18 protein-coding genes and 1 pseudogene are annotated in these 25,135 nt (G+C 74.0%); 8 read left to right on the forward strand and 11 right to left on the reverse strand.

Going from position 1 to position 25,135, the window contains the following annotated elements; genetic code table 11:
* Positions 1 to 66 precede the first annotated feature (66 nt).
* Positions 67 to 1,128, forward strand: a complete 1,062-nt coding sequence (locus tag QUY26_RS08050) for a hypothetical protein (RefSeq protein ID WP_289944557.1) — start codon at positions 67 to 69, stop codon at positions 1,126 to 1,128.
* Positions 1,129 to 1,223: 95 nt separating this feature from the next.
* Here QUY26_RS08050 and QUY26_RS08055 read toward each other — a convergent pair whose 3' ends face one another.
* From QUY26_RS08055 to QUY26_RS08065, 3 genes are read right to left on the reverse strand one after another with little or no spacing between them, the layout of a single operon-like run.
* Positions 1,224 to 2,519 (reverse strand): ABC transporter substrate-binding protein, encoded by a 1,296-nt coding sequence (locus QUY26_RS08055; protein ID WP_289944558.1) that lies wholly within the window; start codon positions 2,517 to 2,519, stop codon positions 1,224 to 1,226.
* Positions 2,519 to 3,358: a carbohydrate ABC transporter permease gene (locus tag QUY26_RS08060; protein ID WP_289944560.1), complete on the reverse strand. Its 840-nt coding sequence runs from the start codon at positions 3,356 to 3,358 to the stop codon at positions 2,519 to 2,521. Before QUY26_RS08060 ends, QUY26_RS08055 begins: the two co-directional genes overlap by 1 nt.
* Positions 3,355 to 4,221 (reverse strand): carbohydrate ABC transporter permease, encoded by an 867-nt coding sequence (locus QUY26_RS08065; RefSeq protein WP_289955581.1) that lies wholly within the window; start codon positions 4,219 to 4,221, stop codon positions 3,355 to 3,357. Before QUY26_RS08065 ends, QUY26_RS08060 begins: the two co-directional genes overlap by 4 nt.
* Before the next feature lie 321 nt (positions 4,222 to 4,542).
* Here QUY26_RS08065 and QUY26_RS08070 point away from each other — a divergent pair, with 321 nt between their 5' ends.
* Positions 4,543 to 5,409 carry a phosphotransferase enzyme family protein gene (locus tag QUY26_RS08070; protein ID WP_289944562.1) on the forward strand — a complete coding sequence of 289 codons (867 nt, stop codon included), beginning with the start codon at positions 4,543 to 4,545 and terminating at the stop codon, positions 5,407 to 5,409.
* 152 nt (positions 5,410 to 5,561) lie between these two features.
* Here QUY26_RS08070 and QUY26_RS08075 read toward each other — a convergent pair whose 3' ends face one another.
* From QUY26_RS08075 to QUY26_RS08090, 4 genes are all read right to left on the reverse strand, one after another.
* On the reverse strand, positions 5,562 to 6,296 hold the full coding sequence (locus tag QUY26_RS08075; RefSeq protein ID WP_289944563.1) for a 3'-5' exonuclease: 735 nt from the start codon (positions 6,294 to 6,296) through the stop codon (positions 5,562 to 5,564).
* A 138-nt stretch (positions 6,297 to 6,434) separates the two neighbouring features.
* On the reverse strand, positions 6,435 to 7,676 hold the full coding sequence (locus tag QUY26_RS08080) for an SAV2148 family HEPN domain-containing protein (RefSeq protein ID WP_289944564.1): 1,242 nt from the start codon (positions 7,674 to 7,676) through the stop codon (positions 6,435 to 6,437).
* A gap of 105 nt (positions 7,677 to 7,781) precedes the next feature.
* The gene (locus QUY26_RS08085; RefSeq protein ID WP_289944565.1) at positions 7,782 to 9,110 is read right to left on the reverse strand and encodes a copper amine oxidase; all 1,329 of its coding nucleotides are present in this window, start codon (positions 9,108 to 9,110) and stop codon (positions 7,782 to 7,784) included.
* 86 nt (positions 9,111 to 9,196) lie between these two features.
* Positions 9,197 to 9,991 (reverse strand): Tat pathway signal sequence domain protein, encoded by a 795-nt coding sequence (locus QUY26_RS08090; protein WP_289944567.1) that lies wholly within the window; start codon positions 9,989 to 9,991, stop codon positions 9,197 to 9,199.
* A 161-nt stretch (positions 9,992 to 10,152) separates the two neighbouring features.
* Here QUY26_RS08090 and glgX point away from each other — a divergent pair, with 161 nt between their 5' ends.
* Complete coding sequence (gene glgX, locus QUY26_RS08095; RefSeq protein WP_289944570.1) at positions 10,153 to 12,261, forward strand: glycogen debranching protein GlgX; 2,109 nt, start codon at positions 10,153 to 10,155, stop codon at positions 12,259 to 12,261.
* Positions 12,262 to 12,309: 48 nt separating this feature from the next.
* Here the strand turns inward: glgX and QUY26_RS08100 are convergent, their stop codons facing one another.
* On the reverse strand, positions 12,310 to 13,866 hold the full coding sequence (locus tag QUY26_RS08100; RefSeq protein WP_354670671.1) for an MFS transporter: 1,557 nt from the start codon (positions 13,864 to 13,866) through the stop codon (positions 12,310 to 12,312).
* Positions 13,867 to 13,948: 82 nt separating this feature from the next.
* On the opposite strand from QUY26_RS08100, the gene treY reads away from it, so the two are divergent.
* Together treY and QUY26_RS08110 are read left to right on the forward strand one after the other, a co-directional pair.
* Positions 13,949 to 16,447 carry a malto-oligosyltrehalose synthase gene (gene treY / locus QUY26_RS08105; RefSeq protein WP_289944572.1) on the forward strand — a complete coding sequence of 833 codons (2,499 nt, stop codon included), beginning with the start codon at positions 13,949 to 13,951 and terminating at the stop codon, positions 16,445 to 16,447.
* A 117-nt stretch (positions 16,448 to 16,564) separates the two neighbouring features.
* Entirely contained in the window at positions 16,565 to 17,815 is a 1,251-nt protein-coding gene (locus tag QUY26_RS08110) for a M14 family zinc carboxypeptidase (protein ID WP_289944573.1), read from the forward strand.
* A gap of 71 nt (positions 17,816 to 17,886) precedes the next feature.
* On the opposite strand, the gene QUY26_RS08115 is transcribed toward QUY26_RS08110, so the two are convergent.
* Entirely contained in the window at positions 17,887 to 18,447 is a 561-nt protein-coding gene (locus tag QUY26_RS08115; RefSeq protein WP_289944574.1) for a DUF1707 and FHA domain-containing protein, read from the reverse strand.
* Positions 18,448 to 18,692: 245 nt separating this feature from the next.
* Between QUY26_RS08115 and QUY26_RS08120 the strand changes: the two genes are divergently transcribed.
* The 3 genes from QUY26_RS08120 to QUY26_RS08130 all read left to right on the forward strand — a co-directional run bounded on the left by QUY26_RS08120 (position 18,693) and on the right by QUY26_RS08130 (position 23,665).
* Positions 18,693 to 20,714 (forward strand): ATP-binding protein, encoded by a 2,022-nt coding sequence (locus QUY26_RS08120; RefSeq protein ID WP_354670672.1) that lies wholly within the window; start codon positions 18,693 to 18,695, stop codon positions 20,712 to 20,714.
* A 104-nt stretch (positions 20,715 to 20,818) separates the two neighbouring features.
* A complete protein-coding gene (treZ, locus tag QUY26_RS08125; RefSeq protein ID WP_289944576.1) occupies positions 20,819 to 22,564 on the forward strand; it encodes a malto-oligosyltrehalose trehalohydrolase in 1,746 nt (581 codons plus the stop codon).
* Between the two features lie 99 nt (positions 22,565 to 22,663).
* Positions 22,664 to 23,665, forward strand: a complete 1,002-nt coding sequence (locus QUY26_RS08130; RefSeq protein ID WP_289944577.1) for an aldo/keto reductase — start codon at positions 22,664 to 22,666, stop codon at positions 23,663 to 23,665.
* A gap of 21 nt (positions 23,666 to 23,686) precedes the next feature.
* Here the strand turns inward: QUY26_RS08130 and QUY26_RS08135 are convergent, their stop codons facing one another.
* Positions 23,687 to 24,814 carry an aminopeptidase P family protein gene (locus QUY26_RS08135; RefSeq protein WP_289944578.1) on the reverse strand — a complete coding sequence of 376 codons (1,128 nt, stop codon included), beginning with the start codon at positions 24,812 to 24,814 and terminating at the stop codon, positions 23,687 to 23,689.
* Positions 24,815 to 24,943: 129 nt separating this feature from the next.
* Positions 24,944 to 25,084: pseudogene (locus QUY26_RS08140) on the reverse strand (LysE family translocator); the annotation flags it as partial.
* Between the last annotated feature and the right edge of the window lie 51 nt (positions 25,085 to 25,135).

Here is a 25,135-nt window from a genome sequence, read left to right on the forward strand (position 1 = left end):
TACAGTACAACATTGAGTGAGAGTTGTATAAGCCAACCATTCGTCGACCCTCTGGAAGCGATCTGCATGACGGCCACCGCCCGCGGCCCCCTGGGCCCCCTCGGTCACGTACTCGTCCATCTCGTGACTCCCCTGCTGATGTGCCTGGGCATGGGCCTCGCCTACATGAGCGCCTTCGTCACCCCCGAACCGCACCGGCTGCCGGTCGCGGTCGTCGGCACCGACGCCCGCGCCCACGACGTCGTCCGGTCCCTCGGCGCCGGGGCGGGCGACGCCCTCGACGTCCGGCCGCTCGCCTCCCGCGCCGGGGCCGTCGAGGAGCTGAAGTCCCTCGACATCTCCGGCGCGTACGTCCCCGGCACCAAGGCCCCCGAGCTCCTGGTCGCCTCCGCGGGCTCCGACATGAGCGCGCTCGCCGCGCAGAAGGCCTTCACCCCGCTCGCCGCGGCCGAGGGCGCTCCCCTGAAGGTCACCGACGTGGCCGCGCCCGTCGACGACGACCCGACCGGCCAGGGCCTCTTCTTCCTCCTGGTCGCGGTGAGCATCGGCTCGTACGCCTCGGTCGCCGCGCTCGGCGCCGCGGGCGCGGGACTGCGGATGCGGACGCGGGCCGCGCTCGCCGCCGGGGTCTCGCTCGCCGTCAGCGTGATCGGGGCGGCGCTCGCGGGTCCGGTGTTCCACCTCGCGCACCACGGCCTCGCCGGGGTGTGGGCGATGGCCTGGCTGTACTCGGCGGGCATCCTCTTCATGGGCCTCGGCCTGCACACGTTCCTGAAGCGCTGGACCACGCTCGCGATGATGGTCCTGTTCGTGATGCTCAACTTCACGTCGTCCGGCGGCCTCTTCCGGCCCGAGCTGCAGAACGGCTTCTACGGCTCGCTGCACTCCTTCTGGAACGGCGCGGGCTTCGTCGAGGGCGTCCGGGGCCAGTTGTACTTCGACGGCCTCGACCTCGGCCGGTCCGTCTGGACGCTGCTCGCGTGGCTGGCGGCGGGGCTCGCGCTCACGGCGGTGGCGGCGCTGCGGGAGCGGCGGCAGCGCGCGGCCGCACCGCGCCCCGCGGCCGGGTCGGCCGGGGAGGCCGACGAGGCCGCGGAGGAGGAGATGGAGGAGTCGGTCGGCGTCTGAGGCGGTACGGGGTACGGAGGCGGTACGGGGTACGGAGGCGGTACGGAGTACGGGGCCACGCCCACGCGTGGCCCCGTGCCCGTGTCCCGCGGTCGTCAGCGCTGGTAGCGCTTGAGGACCAGGTTGCCGTCCTTCACGAGGCGTTCGCGCAGCTCGTCCAGGCCGATCGCGCCGCTGTAGTACTCCTGGAGCGCGGGGGTCGCGATCTTGTCCTTCCACTCGGGGTAGCCGCGCACGGACTGGGCGGGCGCGGGGCGCAGCTGCCCGGCGAGGGCGGTGCCCGTCGCCCAGTCGTCCTTCTTCGTGCGCAGCGCCGGGTCCTTCAGGGCCGCCTTGCCGGTGGGCAGCATCCAGTCGCCGCGCGCGAGCCGCACCATGTTCGCGGGCCGCAGGAAGAAGTCGATGAACGCGGCGGCCTCCTTCTTGTGCGGGCTGTCCTCGGCGACCGAGAGGGTCTGCGGGCTGACGCCCTGCGCGAGCCCGTCCGCTCCGGCGGGTGCGGGCAGGACCCGCCAGTCGAAGCCCTTGGGCGCCTGCTGGGAGATCTGCTGACGGTAGGAGAACCCGAGCGGCACCATGGCGTACTTGCCGCCGAAGAAGCCGGGCAGCGTGTCCGAGCCGCCCATGCCGAGCGTGCTTCCCGACGCGCTGCCGTCGATGTTGACCTGGTCGTGGACGGTGCGCGGCATGACCTCGTCGGCCGCCTCGAAGCGGATCTCGGCCTTGCCGTCGGCGCGCCGGTGGAACAGCTGCCCGCCGGTCGACAGGGACAGGTTGAGCGTCGCCGAGACGGGGTCCTTGAGCGGCCAGGCCACGCCGAACTTGCCGTCGCCGTCGCCGAGTTCCTTGGTCACCGACCGGAACTCCGACCAGCTCCAGGGCTTCTCGGGGGTCGGGATGCGGACGCCGGACTTCTTGAGCCACGTCGCGTTGGCGATCAGGACGCGCGGCTCCTGCAGGAACGGCACTCCGTAGACCTTGCCGCCGAAGGTCGCGGTGTCCCAACTGGCCTCGGGGATGTCCGACTTCAGCCGCTCGGGAAGGAGGTCGCCGAGGTCCGCGAGGTAGCCGCCGTAGGCGAAGTCCGCGAGGTCGTCGGAGGCGTCGTGGATGATGTCCGGTGCCTCACCGCCCTCGAAGGAGGTGAGCAGCTGGTCGTGGATGCTGGTCCAACTGCCCTGCACGTACTCGACCTTGACGTCGGGGTGGGTGGCGTTCCACTTCTTCACCAGCTCCTTGTTGGCTTCCACGGACTCCTGCTGCCAGGCGAGGGACTGGAAGCGCAGCGTGATCCGGCCGTCCGACTCGCCGTCGCCGTCGTCGGAGCACCCGGCGAGCAGCAGGACGAGCGCGGCGGCCACGGCGCCGGACGCGCGTGCGCGTACCCCCATCAGCTCTTCACCGCCCCTGCCAGCATGCCGCCGGTGATCCGTTTCTGGATGATCGCGAAGAGCACGAGCGAGGGGAGCGTCGCGAGGAACGCGGCGGCGGCGAGCGGGCCGAGGTCGGCCGCGCCCTCCGCGCCCAGGAAGTGGGTGAGGACGACCGGCAACGTCTGTTTCTCCGGGGTCTTGAGCAGGACGAGCGCGAAGAAGAACTCGTTCCACGCGGTGATGAACGCGAACAGGGCCGTCGCCACGATGCCCGGCGCCAGCAGCGGCGCGGTCACGGACACCAGGGTGCGCAGCTTGCTCGCGCCGTCGACGGCGGCGGCCTCCTCCAGCTCGGTCGGCACGGCGCGGACGTACCCGACGAGCATCCACAGGGCGAACGGCAGCGCCCACACCACGTACACCATGATCAGACCCGGCAGTGAGTTGATCAGGTGCAGGTTCTTCAGGACCAGGAACAGCGGGATGATCACCAGGACGAACGGGAACGCCTGGCTGACCACGACCCAGCCGGTCGCGGCCCGCGCGAGCAGCGTGCGGTGCCGCGCCATGACGTACGCCATCGGGGTCGCGATGACGACGGCGACGAGCGACGCGCTGAGCGCCGCGATCAGCGAGTTGCCCGCCGCTTCGAGCAGCGGCTGCTCGTCGAAGGCCTGGCGGTAGTTGGCGAGGGTGGGGTCCTTCGGGATCCAGGTGGGGTGCAGGCTGCCCAGTTCGCGCGCCGGTTTGAAGGACGTGGAGATCAGCCACAGGAACGGGAAGGCGAGGAAGACGAGGTACGCGAGGAGCGCGAGGTACTGCCCGGCCCGCGCCGGCCCGCTGGTCCGTCGGGTCACCGCTGATCGCCCCCTCGCAGCCGGCCCACGAGATACACGGCGAGCAGCACCGAGATCAGCGCGACCATCACACAGCCCATCGCCGCCGCGTAGCCGAACTGGCCGTAGCGGAACGCCTCTTCGTACGCGAACAGCATCGGAAGCCGGGTGCGTCCGCCGGGCCCGCCGTTGGTCAGGACGTAGACCAGGGCGAAGGAGTTGAAGTTCCAGATGAAGTTGAGGGCCGTGATGGCGAGCGCGATGGGCTTCAGGGCGGGCCAGGTGACGGTGCGGAAGCGGCGCCAGGCGCCCGCGCCGTCCATCTCGGCGGCCTCGTGGAGTTCGCGCGGCACGTTCTGGAGCCCGGCGAGCAGCGCGACCGTCGTCTGGGGCATGCCCGCCCAGACGCCGACGACGATGACGGCGGGCAGCGCGGTGCCGATGCCCGTCAGCCAGTCACGGCCGTCGCCGAAGCCGAGATCGCTCAGGGTCTCGTTGAGGATTCCCGCATCGGGGTTGTAGACGAGACGCCACATGATGCCGACGACGACCTCCGGCATCGCCCACGGGATGATCGCGAGCGACCGGGCCAGCCAGCGCAGGCGCAGGTTCTGGTTGAGCAGGAGCGCGAGGCCGAGGGCGAGCAGGAACTGCGGCACCGTCACCCCGACGGCCCACAGCAGGCCGATCCGGAACGAGTCCCAGAACAGAGTGTCGTGCAACAGGTCCTGGAAGTTGAGCAGTCCGATCCACTCGGTGGGCTCGGTGCGGCCCGACTGGGAGTCGGTGAAGGCCAGTGCGATGCCGTAGAGCAGCGGGCCGACGCTGAGGACGAGGATCGGGAGCAGCGCGGGCAGGACCAGGAACCAGGCGCCGTGGTCCATCACCCCGGCGCGCGCCGCGCCCCCGCCCTTGCCGCCGTCGTCCCCGGTGCGTCTGCGGCGGCCCCACCACCATCGGCCCCCGCCGGAGCTCCTGCTGCCGGACCGCTCGCTCGCGGTCGCCCATGTCACGGAATCGGCTCCTTTGGGCGGCTGATTGGGTTTTGGCCGCCCGGGCGACCCCCGTCATCGTGCTGATGGGGCCGTGATACGTCAAGCGGCCGCGCACGCCGGAAGTCCGGTCTGGCCTGTGCGAATGCGAGACTTGCGCGGCGGCGGGAGACTTCCGGCCGTGGGCGAGGCACCGGGTGCGGGAGGCATGGGATGGACGAGGCACGGGCACGGGACGTACTGGACTCCGCGGGGCTCGCGGGCGGCCCCGGCGTCCGCGCCGAGCTGCTCTCTCTCGGCGAGAACGCGGTGTTCGCCGTGGGCGACCTCGTGGTGAAGGTCGGCAGGCAGGCACCGGAGCTCCTCGACCGGGCGCGGCGGGAGCTGGCCGTCGCCGAGTGGCTGCGGGCGTCCGGGGTGCCGGCCGTGCGGGCCGCCGAGCCCAAGCCGTGGTTCGTCGGCGGACATCCGCTGACGCTGTGGCACCGGCTGCCCGCGGCCGTGCGCCCCGCTGGGCCCGCCGACCTCGCCGAGCTCCTGCGGCTCGTGCACGCCCTGCCCGCGCCCTCCTTCCGGCTGCCCCGGCGTGAGTTGCTCGGCGGGGTCGAGCGGTGGCTGCGGCTCGCCGGGGACGCGATCGACCCGGAGGACGCCGCGTATCTGCGGGCGCGGCGGGACGGGTTCGCCGCGGCCGCCGTCGCGCTCGTGCCGCGCCTCACGCCCGGGCCCCTGCACGGGGACGCGCTGCCGCGCAACGTCCTCGTCGGGCCCGAGGGGCCCGTCCTCGTGGACCTCGAGACCTTCTCCTCCGACCTGCGCGAGCACGATCTCGTCGTCATGGCCCTCTCCCGGGACCGGTACGGGCTCGGGGACGACGCCTATGACGAGTTCACCCGGGTCTACGGGTGGGACGTGCGGGAGTGGGAGGGCTGCTCCGTGCTGCGCGGGGCGCGGGAGACGGCGAGCTGCGCGTGGGTCGCGCAGCACGCGCCCGCCAATCCGCGGGCGTTGGCCGAATTCCGCCGCCGCGTGGCCTCTCTCCGGGACGCCGACCCGACGGTGCGGTGGCATCCGTTCTGAGGGGGTGCGGGGGCCTGCCGCGGGCTTCCCCCGTCCCGCCCCTTCCCGAAACCGGGGCTCCGCCCCTGGACCCCGGGGGTGGGTGCCCCCTTCGGTGGGACAGTCCTCCCCCGAATCGGCGCTTCGCGCCTCGTCCTCAATCGCCGGACGGGCTAAGGGGTCGAGCCCGCGCGCAGGGCGATGTCCTCGCGCAGCGGCCACGTGCCGTCCACCACAGCGGCAGCGTCCCCCTTGCGGCGCAGGAAGTCCTGGAAGTCGGCCGCCCACTCGGCGTACCACTGCACCTGTCGGCGGTGGAGTTCGGCCACGCCGAGGTCGGCGACCTTGGTGTGGCGGGCGGCGATCGCGTGGGCGAGGCGCGCGGCGGCGAGGGCGTCGGCGGAGGCGTCGTGGGCGGATTCCAGGACGATGCCGTACTCGGTGCAGACCGCTTCGAGGTTGCGCTTGCCGCGGCGGTAGCGGTCGACGGAGCGGTCGATGGTGTACGGATCGACGACGGGCGCGGGCTCCGCGCCGCCGAGCCGGTCCCGCAGGGAGGGGAGCTTGTGCCGCCGCAGCTCGGCGGCGAGCAGGGTCAGGTCGAACGCGGCGTTGTAGGCGACGACGGGGACGCCCGTCTGCCAGTACGACACCAGGACGGCGGCTATCGCGTCGGCGACCTCCGCGCCGGGCCGCCCCTCGGCGGCGGCCTTCTCGTCGGTGATCCCGTGCACGGCCACCGCGTCCCGCGGGATCGGCACGCCCGGGTCCGCGAGCCACTCGCGGCGGCCCAGCTCCTGCCCGGCCCTGACCTCGATCACGGCCCCCGTGACGATGCGCGCCGCCAGCGGGTCCGTGCCCGTCGTCTCCAGGTCGAAGCCGATCAGCAGCTCCTGGTGCCAGCCCATGGCCGCCCCCTTCGTCGTGGTGCTTTCCCCCAGTGGTCCCCACGATCCCATGCGCCACTGACAATCAGATGGCCGGATTCCGTTTGTCCCCGCGGGCCGGTCCCGCCGGGCCCCGCGGGGCCGCCCCGCCCCCGCCCCTCACGACACCGGGCGCGAGTCCGCCCACGCCGTCTCGAACTCCTCCCGGTAGGTCGCGAAGAGCCCGTGCTCGCCGTGGTCGCCCGGCTTCACCACCCTGCCGCCGCCGCGCAGCACCAGCACGGGCACCTCCATGCCGCGGGTGCGGCGGAGGTAGGACTGGACGACCGCGATGCCGTCCGCCCCGTCCCCGTCGACCAGGTAGGCCGTGAAGCGCGGCGTCTCGTCGAAGACCTGGATCTCGAAGGCGCCGGGGTCCCGCAGCCGGGACCGCACCCGCCGCATGTGCAGGATGTTGGTCTCGACGGAGCGACTGAGCTCGCCCCGTTTGAGTCCGAGTTCCCGCTCGCGTCGCTTGACGGCGCTGCTCGCGGGGTTCAGGAACAGCAGCCGCACCCGGCAGCCGGACTCGGCGAGCCGCACGAGACGGCGCCCGGAGAAGTTCTGGACCAGCAGGTTGAGGCCTATCCCGATGGCGTCGACGCGGCGGGCCTCGCCGAACAGGTCCTCGGCGGGGAACTGGCGAAGCAGGCGCACCCGGTCGGTGTGCACCCCGACCACGTCGGCGTACCGGTCGCCGACCAGTTGCTCGACGGCGTCGACGGGCAGGCGCCGCGAGGAGGGGGTGTCGGAGCCCGCGCCGAGGATCTCCAGGAGCCGGGCGGAGGCGCGTTCGGCCTGGGCGAGGACCGTCGGCGACAGGGCGCGGTTGCGGGAGACGACGTTGCGGGTGACCTCCAGTTCGTCCAGGGCGAGTTCGACCTCGCGCCGGTCGTCCAGGTAGGGCTCGAAGCACGGCCAGTGCTGGACCATCAGCTCCCGCAGCTGCGGCAGCGTCAGGAAGCTGAGGACGTTGTCGTCGGCCGGGTCGAGGAGGTAGCCCTTGCGGCGGCTCACCTCCCGGACGGCGACCGCCCGCTGCACCCACTCCTGCCCGGCCGGGCCCGCCGCGGCGACGACCCAGTCGTCGGCGTGGACGGGTTCGTAGACGGGGCGCAGAACAGCGGCCACGACCGCGCGCAGCCGCTGTTCCACGAGATTCAGCCAGATGTAGGCCCGCCCGGCCCGCTGTGCGCGGGTGCGCACCTCGCGCCAGGCGTCGGCGCCCCAGTCGAGCTCGGGGCCGATCTGCGATGCCATGTCCACCGGACGTGCCAAGGACACGGCCGCTGGCGGGACATTGGCGGAGCCCTCCTCGTGACCCTCGTCACCAGGGGGCAGTTCCCGCCCACCCGAGCTCACCCACGCACCGCCTTCCGCTCCCCCCGGACTCTCCCCCAGTCAACGATCAAGGAAGGGTACTCCGGGAGCGGCGGGCGGTGCAGCCGGATGGAGCGGGCACTTTTCTCAATTGCCGACCGGGATCCGTCCGTTGTGGTCGGCGAGGTCCTGCGGGGTGAGCGGGTTCATGGCCGTGACGTCGCGCGGAGCAAGGGCGAAGCCCTGCCAGTGGACCGGCATGGGCTGCTGGTCCTCGTCCCGCGCGATGTGGTGGAAGCCGATGTTGACCCAGGTGATGGGGTGCTTCAGGGTCTCGCCGTTCGACCACTTGTCGACGCTCTTGGGGTAGCCGTTCGGGCAGCCGATGTTGGCGCTCGCGTACTGCTCGCACTTCTTGTACTCGGTGAAGTACACGTCGTGCTTGGTGTAGGGCCGTCCGATGTGCTTGTTGCTGGCCCCGGGGACGATCTCGTACGAACGCGGGTGCTTGTCCTTGTTCTTGCCCGTGGCGCTGACCACGCGCCACCAGCGCATGACCTTGCGGTCGCCGGCGAGTTCCTTGGTGACGGGCGTGCGGGTCGTCTTCGTGGTCGGGCTGCCGCCGCCGGTCGACGGGGTGACCTTGGAGTCGTACTGCTCGACCTTGGCCTTCGGGGAGCCGTCGAGGCCGAAGTTCAGGCGCCAGAAGACGTTGTGCGAGTGGCTCTCGGCCTTGGCCTGGTCGCCCTTGCCGATGGGCCAGCCGCGGCCGTCGCCGCCGTCGAAGTCGTACGGCGAGAGGCTGCCGGTCGCGCCCACGTTGGAGGTGATGGTGCCGTCCGAGGAGAAGCGCCACTCGGTGATGTACTCGTACCAGGAGGCCTTGTTGACGGTGTAGACGAGCAGGTCCTTGCCCTGGCCGGTGTAGACCTTGCCGTTGCCGCCGGTGGACTGGTCGTGGGTGAGGCGGTACGCGTGCCCACGCGCGCGCGTGGTGGTGCACAGGCCCTTGACGTTGCCCCGGTCGGGCACCTTCACGGTCTTGATGGTGCCGCCGGGGCACTCACCGGGCTTGAGTGCCTGCAGGGCCTGGCCGAAGTCGGTGTCGGTGACGTCCTGGAACTCGGCGTCGCCGTCGTCGTAGGGCACGTGGATCTGGGCGAGGCGTGCGCTGGTGAGGACCGGGATGGGCTTGGGCTCGCCCTTGGGCTGGTAGCTGATCTTGTCGAGGATCAGCCCGGAGTAGGTGTTGTAGTGCCAGCACATCCGCCAGGTCGTGCCGCCGTCGACGGTCTGCTCGATCTTGTAGGCGGCGCTGCAGTCGGCAGCGGCGGCGGGCGGGGCCTTGGGGGCGGCGGCGGCCGGTCCCGCGGGGCCCGCGGCGGCGAGGCCGGCCCCGATCAGCGCGGAGACCGCGAGGGCCGTTCCGGCCCTTCTGCGGGCGCGCGAAAGTCTGTTGCCGTGAGAGGCGTCCATACGGAAAGGGCTCCTTCAGGAGGAGAAGTGTCCGGGTGCCCCGCCCCGCCGTCCTGCGGGTGCGGGCGGTGGTCTGGCCGGGCGGCTCAGCCCAGGCGGCCCACGTCGCGCGAGCTGAGGTCCACGACGAAGGCGCGGGTGTCGATCCACGGGCCGCGCTTGACCTTCGCGACGACCTGGAAGCACCGGTGCCTGCCGCACTCGGAGAGCTCCGCGGGGATCTTCAGGTTCGTCTGCTTGCTGAAGACGAAGCCGCTCAGGTCGAGGTCGCCGGGGCCGGTGAGGTCCTTGCCGGTGGCCTTCTTGTAGTCCTGCTTCAGGCCCTTGCCGAGCGGGTCGGCGATCAGCAGCCGGGTGGCCTCGGCCAGCTCGTCCTTGGTGGGCGGCGGCTGCACGTTGTGCGCCGAGTTCGTGGACTCCACCTTGCCGGTCTCCAGATTGACCGTCTTGGTGATCGCCGCGTCCTTCTTGTAGTCGTAGTACACGATCTGCGCGCGGCGCGCGGCGTCGGCGCCCTCGGCGGGGTCGTTCTCGGCGAGGTTCGTGGAGAGCCGCTGCGGCCCGCGGTCGCCCTCCACGTCCCGCGCGCTGGAGCGCAGGCCGTTGCTGTTCAGCGCCGCCTTCTCGGCGCGCTCGGTCTCGGCGTCGGTCAGCGGGTCGCTGCCTATGCCCTTGTCGCCCTCCTCGGGCGCGTCCTCGACGACTCCGTCGGGCGCGATCGCGTCCTGGCGCGCCGAACCCGCCGCCGTGCTGCGGTCCCCCCTGTCACCCGCGCCGGCCCCCTCCGGCAGCGTGACGACGACCATCGCGGCGGTCGCGACGACGGCGAGCGCGCCGCCCGTCACGACCTTCCCCAGATGACGTCTGACTAGTTCGCCCATATCCTCCCCCTTTTCTCCCGTACAGCCCCATTTTTAGGGCATGTCGAGTATGTGGTCAGTCGGTTAGACGGGCTCAACTCCCTTGCGGTTGCCCCACTTTCGAGCAGAGTCTGAGCGAACTCCAGTCATGGGGCGGGGGCGATCGTGGAAGAGTCATAGGCATGCAGGTCTGGCCAGGGCAGGCGTATCCGCTCGGCGCCACGTACGACGGCGCCGGCACCAATTTCGCGGTCTTCTCCGAGGCCGCCGACAGACTGGAGCTGTGTCTCCTGCACGACGACGGCTCGGAGACCGCCGTCGAGCTGCGCGAATCCGACGCCTTCGTGCGCCACGCCTACCTGCCCGGGATCATGCCGGGCCAGCGGTACGGCTTTCGCGCGCACGGTCCGTACGACCCCGCGCGCGGGCTGCGGCTGAACTCGGCGAAGCTGCTCCTCGATCCGTACGCGCACGCCGTGAGCGGCGCCGTCGACTGGGGCGAGGAGGTGTACGGCTACCACTTCGGCTCCCCGGACGAGCGCAACGACCTGGACTCGGCGCCGCACATGATGACGTCCGTGGTGGTCAACCCGTACTTCGACTGGGGCGACGACCGCCCGCCGCGCACGCCGTACAACGAGACCGTCATCTACGAAGCCCACGTCAAGGGCCTCACGATGCTGCACCCCGAGCTGCCCGACGAGCTGCGCGGCACGTACGCCGCCCTCGCGCACCCGGCGGTCATCGAGCATCTGACGGCGCTCGGGGTCACCGCCCTGGAACTGATGCCGGTCCACCAGTTCGTGAACGACCACCGGCTCGTCGACCTCGGCCTGAACAACTACTGGGGCTACAACACCATCGGCTTCTTCGCGCCCCACAACGCCTACGCCTCCTGGGGCGACCGGGGCGAGCAGGTCCTGGAGTTCAAGTCGGCGGTGCGGGCGCTGCACGCGGCGGGGATCGAGGTGATCCTGGACGTGGTGTACAACCACACGGCCGAGGGCAACCACCTGGGCCCGACGCTGTCCTTCCGGGGCCTGGACAACGCCTCGTACTACCGCCTCACCGACGACCGCCGCTACTACATGGACACCACGGGGACCGGCAACTCGCTCCTGATGCGCAACCCCCACGTCCTCCAGCTGATCATGGACTCGCTGCGGCACTGGGTCACCGAGATGCACGTGGACGGCTTCCGCTTCGACCTCGCGGCGACCCTCGCCCGGCAGTTCCACGAGGTGGACCGGCTCTCCTCGTTCTTCGACCTGGTGCAGCAGGACCCCGTGGTCAGCCAGGTGAAGCTGATCGCCGAGCCGTGGGACGTCGGCGAGGGCGGCTACCAGGTGGGCAACTTCCCGCCGCTGTGGACGGAGTGGAACGGCAAGTACCGCGACACGGTGCGGGATCTGTGGCGCGGCGAGCCGCGCACGCTCGCGGAGTTCGCGTCCCGGCTCACCGGCTCCTCCGACCTGTACCAGGACGACGGGCGCCGGCCGCTGGCCTCGATCAACTTCGTCACCTGCCACGACGGGTTCACGCTGCACGACCTGGTCGCGTACAACGACAAGCACAACGAAGCCAACGGCGAGGACAACCAGGACGGCGAGAGCCACAACCGGTCGTGGAACTGCGGCGTCGAGGGCGAGACCGACGACCCGGACGTCCTCGCGCTGCGCGCCCGCCAGCTCCGCAACTTCGTCGCCACCCTGATGCTGTCCCAGGGCGTGCCGATGCTCAGCCACGGCGACGAGTTCGCCCGCACCCAGGGCGGCAACAACAACGCCTACTGCCAGGACAACGAGGTCGCCTGGGTGCGCTGGCCCGACGGCGAAAGCACCCTGCTCGAGTTCACACGCGCGATGACGTGGCTGCGGCGCGACCACGCCGTCCTGCGCAGACGCCGGTTCTTCCACGGCCGGCCCGTCGAGGGCACCCACGACGAGCTGTCCGACATCTCCTGGTTCACGCCCGAGGGCGAGGAGATGACGCAGGACGACTGGGACGCGGCGCAGGCGCGGGCCCTGACGGTGTTCCTCAACGGCAACGCGATCTCCGAGCCCGGAGAGCGCGGCGAACGCATCACCGACGACTCGTTCCTGCTGATGTTCAACGCCTCCGCCGACCCCCTCGACTTCGTGGTGCCGGTGAACCAGGGGGCGCAGTGGCAGGTGGTGGTGGACACCGCGCGTGAGGACGGTGTGCCGCCGGGGACAGGCGAGAAGGTGCGGGCGGGCGAGCGGGTGACGCTGGTCGACCGCAGCCTCGTGGTGCTGCAGCGTCCGGTGTGAGGGGACGCCCCGCCCGGCTCCGGTCGGCCCCGGTCGGCCCCGGTCGGCTCAACGGCCCGGACGGGCGAGCAGCGCCACCCCGAAGGCCACGGCCGCGGCGGCGCTGCCGAGCGCGAAGGCGGCGTCCGCCCCGTGCGTCTCGGCGAGGCGCCCGGCCACGGCGAGCGTGACGGCCTGGCCGCCGACGAAGGCGCTCGCCGCGAACGTCATGCCCTCGGCGAGGCGCGCCTGCGGCACGGCCCGTTCGGTGAGGGCGAAGCCGGTGATGAGGTTCGGGGCGTAGACGGCGCCGAAGACGGTCACGACGGCGTACAGGCCCGGCATGCTGTGGGTCCACACCAGCGGCAGGGCGAGCAGCGCGGCGGCTGCCGTGGCGACGCGCCAGCGGGCGTGCAGCCCGAAGCGGTCCGGCACCGCGGCCATCGCCAGCCCGACGACCGCGCTCATGACGCCCATCGCGGCGTAGACCAGGCCCGCCTGGCCGGCCGCGTCCAACTCCTCGGTGAGCGCGGTGATCCCGGCCCCGCAGGCGCCGAGCAGCACGCCGAGGAAGGCCAGGCCGGTCCGGACGACGTACACCTCGCGCGGCAGCCGCCCGCCCCGCGCCCGTGCGCGCGGGGCGGTCCGCTCCTCGGGCCGCGCCGCCCGCGCGGTCGGGTGCAGGGCGAAGGCCGTGCCGCAGACCGCGACCAGGAGGGCCGCGGCGGCGAACGCGTACGCCGGGTGGCCCGCGAGGGCGGCGAGGCCCACGAGGGCGGGGCCGAGCACGAACGACAGCTCGTCCATCGTCGACTCCAGGGACAGCGCGGTCCCGACGAGCCGCGCGTCCCCGCCCTCGTCGCGCACGAGGCGCACGACGCGGGCCCGGGCGAGCGGCCCGATCCCCGGCACGCTGGCGCCCGCCAGGACGCCCAGGAGGAGCAGCGCGGGGGTGGGCGGCCCCAGGAGCGCGCCGAGCGTGTACGCGGCCACACAGAGGGCGTTGAGCACCGCGAAGGCGAGGACCACGGGCCGTTGCCCCCTCCGGTCCGCGAGCCGCCCGACGAACGGCCCCGCGCCCACCTGCCCGAGCGCCAGCGCACACGCGACGGCGCCCCCGGTCGCGATCGACCCGCTGGTCCGGCTGACCAGCAGGACACTCCCGAACTGGATCACCGCCACGGGCAACCGCCCCAGGAACGACACCACCGGCAGCGCCGCCCCGGTGAGAGCGACCACCTGCCGGTAGGCGTCCAGGGTGCCCCGAGCACCGGCCTTCCGCACGGCGCCGGACGCACGGCCGTCGCGGACACGGCCGTTACGAGCACGGCCACCACAGCCACCCCCGCCGCGCGCAGCACCGTCGCGGCCACCGCCACCCCGCACGCCACCGTCCCGCAGGCCCTCCGCCCGCGCACCCGTGCCCGGCCGCTCGTCGGCTCGCACCCCGGTCGTCCGCACGGCGGCCCCACGCCCCCGGGCATCCCGCGCACCGCCATCGCGCACGCCGCCGCCCCGCACACCAGCCGCACGGACGTCGCCCTCCCGGGCGCCCGCCGCCCGCGCTCCGCCCGTGTCCGGCCCCCTGTACGTCCGCCCCCGGGAGCCATGTGCGTTCTCAGCCATTCGTCGGAAGCTAGTGCCGGGCCGGTTCTGGCGCGCATGCGTCGAAGGCACGAAAGGCGGTGGGAAGGGTACGTAGGTTCGCATGACGCCACAGCGCACCGCCTCCGTGGTTCCGCCGCCGCCGACCGCCACCTATCGGCTCCAGTTGCAGCCGGACTTCCCCTTCGCGGCCGCCGCGCGGGCGGTGCCGTATCTGGCCTCGCTCGGGGTCTCGCATCTGCATCTGTCGCCGGTTCTGGAGGCGGTGCCCGGGTCGACGCACGGGTACGACGTCGTGGACCACGCGCGGGTGCGGGCGGAGCTGGGGGGTGAGGAGGGGCTGCGGGCGCTCGCGGGCACGGCGCGTGCGGCCGGGCTCGGTCTGGTCGTGGACATCGTGCCGAACCACATGGCGGCATCGCCCCGGCACAACCGGGCGCTGTGGGAGGTCCTGCGCGAGGGGCCCGACTCCCCGTACGCGCGCTGGTTCGACATCGACTGGGAGGCGGGCGGCGGCAAGGTGCTGCTGCCCGTGCTCGGGCACCGGCTCGGGCACGAGCTGGAGCACCTGCGCGTCGAGGGCGGCGTCCTGCGCCACCACGACCAGGAGTTCCCGCTGCGCGAGGGCACGCAGGGGCTGCCGCTCACGCGCCTCCTCGACGCGCAGTGGTACCGCCTCGCCTGGTGGCGGCTCGCCCGCACGGAGATCAACTACCGGCGCTTCTTCACCATTTCGGACCTCGTCGCCATCCGCGTGGAGGACCCGGAGGTGTTCGACGCGACGCACGCGACGGTGCTGCGGCTCCTGGACGAGGGCGTCGTGGACGGACTGCGCGTGGACCACCCCGACGGCCTCGCGGACCCCGGGGCGTACCTCCAGCGCCTGCACGAGGCGACCGGCGGGCGCTGGACGGCCGTCGAGAAGATACTGGCCGACGGGGAGCGGCTGCCGGCCGCCTGGCCCGTGGCGGGTACCACCGGCTACGACGCGCTGCGGCACGTCGACGGCGTCCTCACGGACAGGACGGGCGCCGCCGAACTCCTGGCCCAGTACCGCAGGTTCGCGGCGCCGCCCGCCGACCGCGGCGGCGACTGGGCGGCGACGCTGCGGCGCGCCGCGTACAAGGTCGTCACGCGCGAGCTGGCCGCCGAGGTCGACCGCCTCACGCGCGAGGTGGTGGCGCTGGGCGCGGCGGATCCCGCGCTGCGCGACCACGCGCCGTGGGCACTGCGGACGGCGCTGCGGGAACTCCTCGTACGCCTTGAGGTCTACCGTCCGTACGCCACCGGGGGCGCCGATCCCGAGACGGTCCTGACGGCGGACGCGGCGCGGGAGGCCAAGCGGGTGTTCGCCGTCCCCGAGGAGGCCGAGGTCGTGGACGCGGTGCGGGACCTGGTGCTCGGCAGGGCGCCGGGCGACGGGGCGCGCGAGGCCTTCCGCGCGCGGTTCGCGCAGACGGCCGCCGCGCTGCGGGCCAAGTCGCTGGAGGACACGGCGTTCTACCGGCACGCCCCGCTCCTCTCGGCCGCCGAGGTGGGCGGCTCGCCCGCGCGGCCCGCCGTGGACGTGGCCGAGTTCCACGCGTACTGCGCGCGCGTGCAGCGCGACTGGCCGTACTCGGGCACGGTCCTGACGACGCACGACTCCAAGCGCAGCGCGGACGTGCGGGCGGCCGTGAGCGTGCTCGCGCAGGCGCCCGCGCGGTGGGCGGCGCTGCTCGCCGAGGTGACGCGGCGGACGGCGCGTCCGGGCGGCAGGCGGGCGCCCGACCCCCAACTGGCGTGGGCCGCCTGGCAGACGGCGGTGGGGTTCGCGCCGTCCGCCCTGACCGCGCGGGCCGAGGCGGAAGCCGGGCCGTACGGACGAAGGCTGCGGGAAGCCCTGTTGAAACACGTGCGGGAGGCCGGGCTGCACACGAGCTGGACGGAGCCCGACGAGGCGTACGAGGAGGCGGTGGCGGCGTTCCTGGAGGCCGGGCCGTGCGGGCCGCCGCTGCACGCGGTGACCGAGTTCGCCGCGGAGCTGGCGCCGCACGTGCGGGCCAACGTGCTCGGCGCCGCGCTGCTGCACCTGACGATGCCCGGGGTGCCCGACCTGTATCAGGGCACCGAGCGCGACTACCGGGCCCTGGTGGACCCGGACAACCGTCATACCGTGTCGTTCGGCGCGCCCCTCGACGACTCCGCGGGCTCCGTGGGCCCGGCGCTCCGGGCGCCGCGGGGCGAGGAGGGCGCCCGGGACCTGTCCGCCGAGAAGCTGGCCGTGACGGTCGCGGCGCTGCGGCTGCGGGCGCGGCGGCCGGAACTCTTCGGCGGCGCGGGCACGTACGAACCGCTGGCGGCGACGGGCCCCCGCGCCGGGCACTGCCTGGCCCACGCCCGCTCCGGGGGCGTCGTCGCGGCCGTGACGCGGCTGTCGCTGCGGCTCGCCGACGCGGGCGGCTGGGGCGACACGGCGCTGCCGCTCCCGGAGGGCGACTGGGCCGACCTGCTCGTACCGGGGCGGCGGTTCAGCGGGCACGCGCGCGTGGCGGAGCTGTTCGCTCAGCTGCCGGTGGCGCTCCTGGAACGGACGGGCGAAGGCGTGCGGGCGGAGCGGTGACGAGGGGGAGGAGTGGCCTTCTTGCGCGGGCCCTGGGAAGCCCGGGTCCGGAGTGCTTGACACCTGCACCGTCGCGTGGCGTACTGCGGATTGCGTCAGCGGACGCACCGGCGGGGGGTGAGTCAACTGGCGGAGAGCCGCTATCCCACAGTTCCCGAACTCGTGTCGTCCGTTCGGGAGCTTGCGGCCCGCCGTCCCGAGCTGAGCACGCTGCGCCGCGTCGGCACCTCACGCGGCGGCCGTCCCCTGCACCTGCTGTCCGTGGGCCGTGCCCCCCGCGCGGTCCTGGTGGTCGCGGGCGCCCACGCCAACGAGCCCACCGGCGGTTCGACCCTCCTCGCGCTCGCCGAACAGGCGCTGCTCGACCCGGAGTTGCGGCAGGACACCTCCTGGCACTTCCTGCTGTGCGCGGACCCGGACGGCGCGAGCCTGCACCGGACCCCGGCGCCCCGCAGCCTCCTCGACTACCACCGGCACTTCTTCCGCCCCGCGGGCCCGGAGCAGCCCGAGTGGTCGCCCTCGGTGCTCCCGCCGGACCGGTTGCCGCCGGAGACCCGCGCCCTGACCGGTGTCATCGACGAACTGCGGCCCTTTTTGCAGGTGTCCCTGCACTGCACGGACCTCGGCGGCAGCTGGGTGCAGCTGACCCGGGACATCCCGGGGCTCGCCGAGCCGTTCGCGAAGTCGGCGGCCCGCCTCGGCATCCCGGTGGAGACGGGCGCGTCGGACGCGGCCGGGTGGCCGGTGTCGGGCCCCGGCGTGCACGTGCTGCCGGGGCCGGGGTCGGCGGCGGCGTATCCGAGCCTGCCGGAGGACGCCCGGCACACGACCTGGCACCACGCGCACCGCTACGGCGGCACGACCGCGATCGTGGAGGTGCCGATGTGGGCGAGCGACATGGTGGGCGACCTGGCGGCGCACCCGGCGCCGCGGACGGCGCTGCGGTCCTTCGCGTCCCGGCTCCGGCACGACGGGTGGCTGGTCGAGGAGGTGCTGCAGGACGCGCTGCCGCGCCTGCCGCACGCGCACGGTCCGCTCCTGCGGGCCGCCAGGTGGGCGCTCGGCCTGGTGCCGGGGCTCGCCGACGACTGGGGGCGGCTGCCGCCCGCGGGCACGTCGATGGCGTACATCGGGAGCGTCGACGCCTTCGGGCGGCGGCTGCCGCTGCGGGCCGCGGCGATGCTGCGCAGGGTGCTCGTCAGCGCGGGTGACCGGGCGGCGCCGCGCCTGGACCGCCTGGTGACGCAGTGGAGCGAGGCGTTCGCCGAGCGGTTCGGGGCGCGGTGGGTGCCGCTGGAGCACCAGGTGGAGCACCAGGCCCGGACGGCGGTGGAGGCGGCGCGGCACGCGCGCGCGGCACTCGACTGAAGAGCGCGTGGGCGGCGCGGGGGTGCGCGTGGGCGGCGCGGGGGTGCGGGCGACGGAGAGGGTGGTCCCGCTCAGGCCGTCGCGAGGCAGAACGACAGGCTCCCGAAGGACACCTGGTCCCCGGCCTGGACGACGGCGGCGCCGATCACCCGGCGGCCGTTCACCGACGTGCCGTTGGTCGAGCCGAGGTCGCGCAGGACCCACATGCCGCCCTGCGCGGACAGTTCGGCGTGCAGGCGCGAGACCGTGTCGTGGCTGAGCCGCAGGCCGTTCGCCGGGTCGCGGCCGATCCGCAGCGGATACGCGCCGGGCGCGGGCAGCAGCAGCTTCGGCAGCCGCTCGGACTGCCAGGCCCTGCGCAGCTTCACCGTGAACCCGGACACCGCGCCCACGGAGCCGAGCACGAGCTTCGACCAGCGGCTCTCGGTGCGCAGGTCGGCGGTGAGCGCGGCCAGTTCGTCCCGGCGCCGGGCGGCGAGGGCCAGCTCCATGCGCCGTACGAACGTGTCGTGCGAGAGCCGGCCGAGCGCCGCGCCCTCTCTCAGCACCTCCAGGGCCCGCTCCCGCTCGGCGTCGGTGAGCCGCACCGGGTTCGTACCGGACTCGGAGGGCAGCGAGGAAGGCGAGGTCACGTCGGCAATTGTCGGCCAGGCCACGGCGAGTGTCCAGAATGGACCTGGCGGCGGCCGCGGACCCGCGCCATCCACCCCGGGCCCGAGCCGCGCGCGCCCCGCCCCGACCGCACCGGCGGCCCCCGCCGGATCCGGCCAGGAACCGGCCGGGAACCGGACAAGGCCCAACAACCGTACGGGTTACGGCGGCTGGGCTCCGGCGCCCCCTGGGTCAGAATGAGCGAATGGTGGCTGATCTTCCGCAAGTGGCGAACAGTTTCGTGGGGCGTGAAGCCGATCTGGCCCGCGTGGCCGCCGCGCTCACGACGCACCGCGTGACCACCGTCACGGGCATGGCGGGCGTGGGGAAGACCCGCCTGGCGCTGGAGAGCCTGCACCGGATCGACGCGGACCGGCCGGGCGCGCTCGGCGAGACGCACTGGGCCGACCTCGGCGCCCTCCCGCACGAACGGCAGCTGATCGCGACCCTCGCGCACGCCGTGGGGTTCGCCGACCACACCACGGGCGTGGCCCTGGACGCGCTCGTCAGCTGGCTGTCGGGACGCCGCTTCCTGCTCGTCCTCGACTCCTGCGAGCACCTGGTCGCGGCGTGCGCCGAGGTGGTCGGCGAACTCCTCGCGGCCTGCCCCGATCTGCGCATCCTCGCCACCAGCAGACAGCGCCTCGGCTTACCCGGCGAGCGCGTCGTCCAGGTCGCTCCCCTGCCGGCCGACGGCGACGCGCTCGCCCTGTTCCTGGACCGGGCCCTGGTCGTGGCCCCCGCCCTGAGCCTGCGCACCCCGCACCAGAGCGACAGCGCGCGGGAGATCTGCGCGCTGCTCGACGGCGTTCCCCTCGCCCTCGAACTGGCCTCGGCCCAGCTGATGCACACCACGCTCCACGACCTGTGCGAGCGGCTCGGTTCGCGCCGGGCCGGGCTGATGTCGCCGACCTGGCCCGCGCGGCACCGGTCGCTGCGGCTCGCCATCGGCTGGAGCCACGAGCTGTGCGAGCCGCTGGAGCGGCTGCTGTGGGCCCGGCTCTCGGTGTTCCCCGGCTCCTTCGACCGGCGGGCCGCGCGGGGCGTGTGCGCGGGCGGCCCGCTGTCCGCGGCGGCGGTCGACGCGGCGCTCACGGGCCTGACCGGCAAGTCGGTGGTCGGCGTCGAGGAAGGCGGCCGGTACCGGCTGCCGCGGACCGTGCGGGACTACGGCGCGATGTGGTTGGAGGAGCTCCGGGAGAGCGAGGCGACGGCCACCCGCCACGCCGCGTACTTCCTGGCCCACGCCCGGTCCGCGGACGAGGGGTGGGCCGGGCCCGGGCAGTCGTTGTGGTACCGCAGGATCGCGGCGGCGCACGTCGACCTGTGCGCGGCCCTGGACCACCTGTGCGACCACGATCCCCCGGCCGCCGTGGAACTCGCCGCCCTGGTCGGCTTCTTCTGGGTCTGCTGCGGGCATCTGCGGGAGGCGCGCGCGTATCTGGAGCAGGTGCTCGCCCTGCGGCCGGGGTTCAGCAGGGCGGGCGAGCGGGCGCAGTGGGCGCTGGGGATCGTCAAGGCGCTCCAGGGCGACCTCGACGGGGCGGCCGCCATCGGCCACCGGTGCGCGCGCGGCGCCGAGCGCCTCGACGACGCGGAGGCCCGGCTGGCCGCCGCCTATCTCATCGGCCTCGCCGAGCTCCTGCGCGGGGAGCCGGGGCGGGCCAAGGAGGTGGCCGACGAGGCCCTCGCGGTGGCGGGGGCGCCGCCCTTCACGTCCGCGTCCACGCTCCGCTGCCATCTGGTGCGGGTGTTCGCGCTGACCGCGCTCGGCAGGCTCGGCCCGGCGCGGAGCGAGGCCGCGTGGCTGCGGGCGCTGTGCGCGGCGCACGGCGAGCACTGGACGCGCGCGTACGCCGATCAGCAGCTCGCCCTGATCGCGCTGGCGCAGGGGCGGCCCGTGCCCGCGTCCGAGCACGCCCGCGCCATGCTGGCCGGCATGCGGCACCTGGGCGACACGTTCGGCATCGCCCTCGGCATGGACGTCCTCGCCGCCGCCGCTGCCGCCCGCGGCCTCGGCGAGCCCGCCGCCCTCGCCGCCGGGGCCGGGCAGACCTACTGGGCCGCCGTGGGGCACGCGCAGCGCGGCACCCCGGAGCTGGCCGAGATGCGGCGCGCCTGCCGGGCGGAGGCCGTCGCGGCGATCGGCGAGTACGCCTTCCAGCTGGCGTTCCGCCGGGGCGCGGAGGGGGATCCGGACGCCGTGCTCAGGCTCGCGGTGTCGGGGCGCCTGTTGGGGAATGGTTGACCCCACGGACCCAGTGCGCACGGTCCGACAGACCTGACGGGGCCGACGGGGCCGACGGGTATACGCACGTCCATGGGCATGGCCGACCGACGAGAGGACTGCCGGTGAGGTTCGAGGTGTGGGCGCCGCACGCGGAGCGGGTGGAACTGGTCCTGGACGGCGGCACGCGGGCGATGGCGCGTGACGAGGAGCGCCCGGGGTGGTGGGCGGTCGAGGCGGCGGCGAGCGACGGCACGCGCTACGGCTTCTCGCTGGACGGCGGCCCCGCGCTGCCCGACCCCCGCTCGGCGCGCCAGCCCGACGGGCCCGACGGGCTGAGCGCGGTCGTGGACCACGACCGGTACGCATGGCGGACGCCGTGGGCGGGGCGCGGCCTTCGCGCCGCGGTGCTCTACGAGCTGCATGTGGGCACGTACACCCCCGAAGGCACCCTGGACGCGGCGGCGGGGCGCCTGGACCACCTGGCCCACCTCGGCGTCACGCACGTCGAGTTGATGCCGCTGTGCCCCTTCCCGGGGCGGCACGGCTGGGGCTATGAGGGGGTGTCGCTGTGGGCCGTGCACGAGCCCTACGGCGGCCCCGAGGCGCTGAAACGGTTCGTCGACGCGGCGCACGCGCACGGCCTCGGCGTCGTCCTCGACGTGGTGCACAACCACCTGGGGCCGTCGGGCAACCATCTGCCCGCGTTCGGGCCGTACTTCACGGACACCCACCAGACGCCGTGGGGCGCCGCCGTGAACCTGGACGCGCCCGGCTCGGACGAGGTGCGGGCGTATCTGGTGGGCAGCGCCCTCGCCTGGCTGCGGGAGTACCGGATCGACGGGCTCCGCCTGGACGCCGTGCACGCGCTGCGGGACACCCGCGCCCTGCACTTCCTGGAGGAGCTCGCGGCGGCCGTGGACGGCCTCGCGGACGAACTGGGCAGACCGCTCGCCCTGGTCGGCGAGTCCGACCTGAACGACCCGCGCCTGATCACTCCGCGCGCGGGCGGCGGCCTCGGCCTGCACGCGCAGTGGAACGACGACTTCCACCACGCCCTGCACACCGCGCTCACCGGCGAGTCCCAGGGCTACTACGCGGACTTCGCGGCCGCGCCCCTGGCCGCGCTCGCCAGGACGCTGACGCGCGGCTTCTTCCACGACGGCACGTTCTCGACGTTCCGCGGCCGCCACCACGGCCGCGAGGTCGACCGCGCCCGCACCCCCGCGTACCGGCTGCTCGGCTACACGCAGACGCACGACCAGATCGGCAACCGCGCCCAGGGCGACCGGCTCGCGGCCGCCCTGTCCCCCGGACTGCTCGCGTGCGGGGCGGCGCTCGCCCTCACCGGCCCTTTCACGCCGATGCTGTTCATGGGCGAGGAGTGGGCGGCGGGGACGCCCTGGCAGTTCTTCACCGACCACACCGACCCGGACCTCGCGGACGCCGTACGCCGGGGCAGGCGCCGGGAGTTCGCCGCGCACGGCTGGGCCGAGGAGGAGATTCCCGACCCCCAGGACCCGGCGACCCGGGCGCGCTCGTGCCTCGACTGGTCGGAGCCGGAACGCGCACCGCACGCGCGCGTCCTCGCCTGGTACCGCGAGCTGATCGCGCTGCGCCACGCCCGCGCGGACCTCATCGACCCCGATCTGGCGGCGGTGCGGGTCGCGTACGACGAGGCGGCGCGCTGGTTGGTGCTGCGGCGCGGGGACCTGCGGATCGCCGTGAACCTCGCGGGCGAGGCGGCCACGGTCCGGCTGGGCGTGCCGCACGCGCGCGTGCTCGCCGCGTGGGACGCGGTGGCGGGGCCGGGAGCGGACGGGGCGCTGCGGCTGCCGCCGGAGTCGTGCGCGGTGCTGGCCCTCGCGTAGGGCGTGACGGCGTCAAGGGCCCCCGGTGCCGTCGCACGGGACCTTGACCTCAAGAGCACTTCAACTTCTATCCTGCGCCGGGACACGTGAGGAGATCCGATGGAACAGCGGTACCTGGGCGGGACCGGCCTGCGGGTGAGTGAACTGTGCTTCGGCGCCATGATGTTCGGCGGCGGCGAGGGCGGCGCGGACGAGGCGACGGCGCACCGGATGCTGGACGCGTTCACGGCGGCGGGCGGCACGTTCATCGACACGGCTGACGTGTACGGCGGCGGGGTCTCGGAGGAGGTCCTCGGCCGCTGGCTCAAGGGCCGCCGCCGTGACGACCTCGTCATCGCCACCAAGGTGTTCCTGCCGATGGGTGAGGGCCCGAACGCGCGCGGCCTCAGCCGCAAGCACATCCTGTCGGCGGTCGACGCGAGCCTGCGCCGCCTGGGCACCGACCACATCGACCTCTACCAGACGCACGTGTGGGACGCGCGCACGCCGTTGGAGGAGACCCTGTCCACCCTCGACGGCCTGGTGCGGTCCGGGAAGGTCCGCTACCTGGGCACGAGCAACGTCAGCCCGGCCCAGCTGCAGAAGTCTCTCGACCTGTCCCGCGCGCAGGGCTGGGAGCCCTACGTCTGCCTCCAGCCGCGCTACAACCTGCTCGCCCGCGAGGCCGAGTGGGAACTCCTGCCGCTGAGCGCGGCGGAGGGCGTCGGCGTCATTCCCTACAGCCCGCTCCAGGCGGGCTGGCTCTCGGGGAAGTTCCGGCGCGGCATGGCGGCGCCGCCCGCGGGGGCGCGCGGCAGCGGCGCCTGGCAGGAGCGCGCCACCGAGGAGACCTGGCGGGTCGTGGACGCGGTGCTCGCCGTCGCCGAGGAGACCGGCCGCACGCCCGCGCAGGTGGCGCTGCGCTGGCTGCTCCAGCGTCCGGGCGTGACCGCGCCGATCGTGGGCGCCCGCTCGGTGGAGCAGCTGACGGACAACCTGGGCGCGGCGGGCTGGACCCTGACGGCGGCGCAGGACCAGCGGCTCACGGAGGCGAGCGCGCGGCCGCTGCCGTATCCGTACGACCTCCTGGCGCACTTCACGGACGAGCGGCCGCACGGCTGAGCCGGGGCCCGCGGGCGGGCGTCAGTCGACCACGGCCAGCTCCCGCGCGGTGGTGTTGAGGCGGCGGCCGCCGTCCTCCGTGACCGTGACGATGTCCTCGATGCGGACGCCGAAGCGGCCCGGCAGGTAGACGCCGGGCTCCACGGAGAAGCACATGCCCGGGACGAGCGGCTGCCGCTCGCCCTCGATCATGTAGGGCGGTTCGTGCGTGGTGACGCCGATGCCGTGGCCGGTGCGGTGGATGAAGTACTCGCCGTACCCGGCCTCGGTGATCACCGCGCGCGCCACCCGGTCGACGTCCTGGCAGGCGATGCCGGGGCGCACCGCGCGGCAGGCGGCGTCCTGGGCCTCGCGGACCACGTCGTGGACGCGCTGCTCCTCGGCCGAGGGCTCGCCGACGTGCACGGTGCGGGAGGTGTCCGAGCCGTATCCGTGCCGCAGGCCGCCGAAGTCGAGGACGACCATGTCGCCGCGCTCGATGACGCGGTCGCCCGCCTCGTGGTGCGGACTGGCGCCGTTGGGCCCGGAGCCGACGACGGTGAAGTCGACCTGCTCGTGCCCGAACTGCCGCAGCAGGTCCGCGAGATCACGGGCGACGTCGGTCTCCTTGCGGCCCGCGAAGCTCACCTTCTGGATCTCCTCGTACGTGGCGTCGGCGGCGGCCCCGGCCGCGGCGAGCCGCTCCAGCTCGGCGGCGTCCTTGACGGCGCGGAGCATCGGCAGGGCCTCGGTGAGGGCGGTGTAGGAGCTGTCGGGCAACTGCCGCTGCAGGCCGAGGAGATGCATGGCCCAGGCGTTGTCGCTGACGCCGAAGCGGCCGTGCGCGTCGAGCAGCGGCGCGGTCACGCCGTAGGGGTCCGTGCCGTCGGTCCAGTCCCGCAGGGTCAGCGCGGGGGCGCCGGTCGCGCGGGCGGCGTCGGGGGCCTCCAGCTTCGGCACGACGAGGACCGGGTCCCGGCCCGGGGCGATGACGAGCAGGGTGAGGCGTTCGGTGTCGGCGGGCACGCGGTAGCCGGTGAGCCAGACCAGGTCGGGCCCGGGTGCGACGAGGACGCCCGCGAGGCCCGCGTCGGCGGCGGCGCGGGCGGCGCGGTCCATCCGGGCGCGGTAGTCGTCGGCGGTGAACGGCGCGGGCGCGGGCGTGGTCATCGGGCCTCCTGGGCTGGGCGCGGGGTCTCCCCCAGCATCCTGCACGGCCGCCCCCGGCCCCGCGAGTGGGTATCGCGCGGCGGAGCCGGGGGGGCGGGCCGGCGGGTGCGGGGGCCGCGCCGTACCGGCTCAGCCCTCGACCGCGAGCCGCACGCCGAGCAGCACGAGGACCCCGCCGGACACCTGCTCCAGCCTGCGCCGCACCGCGGCCCGCGGAAGGACGGTCTTCAGGCGGCCGACGAACCCCGCGTACAGGCCGTAGCAGCCCACCCGGCGCCGAGGAATGCGACGGGGGTGGTCAGCATGGCGCCCCTCATGAGG

The organism is Streptomyces flavofungini (assembly GCF_030388665.1).
Taxonomy (GTDB): Bacteria; Actinomycetota; Actinomycetes; order Streptomycetales; family Streptomycetaceae; genus Streptomyces; species Streptomyces flavofungini_A.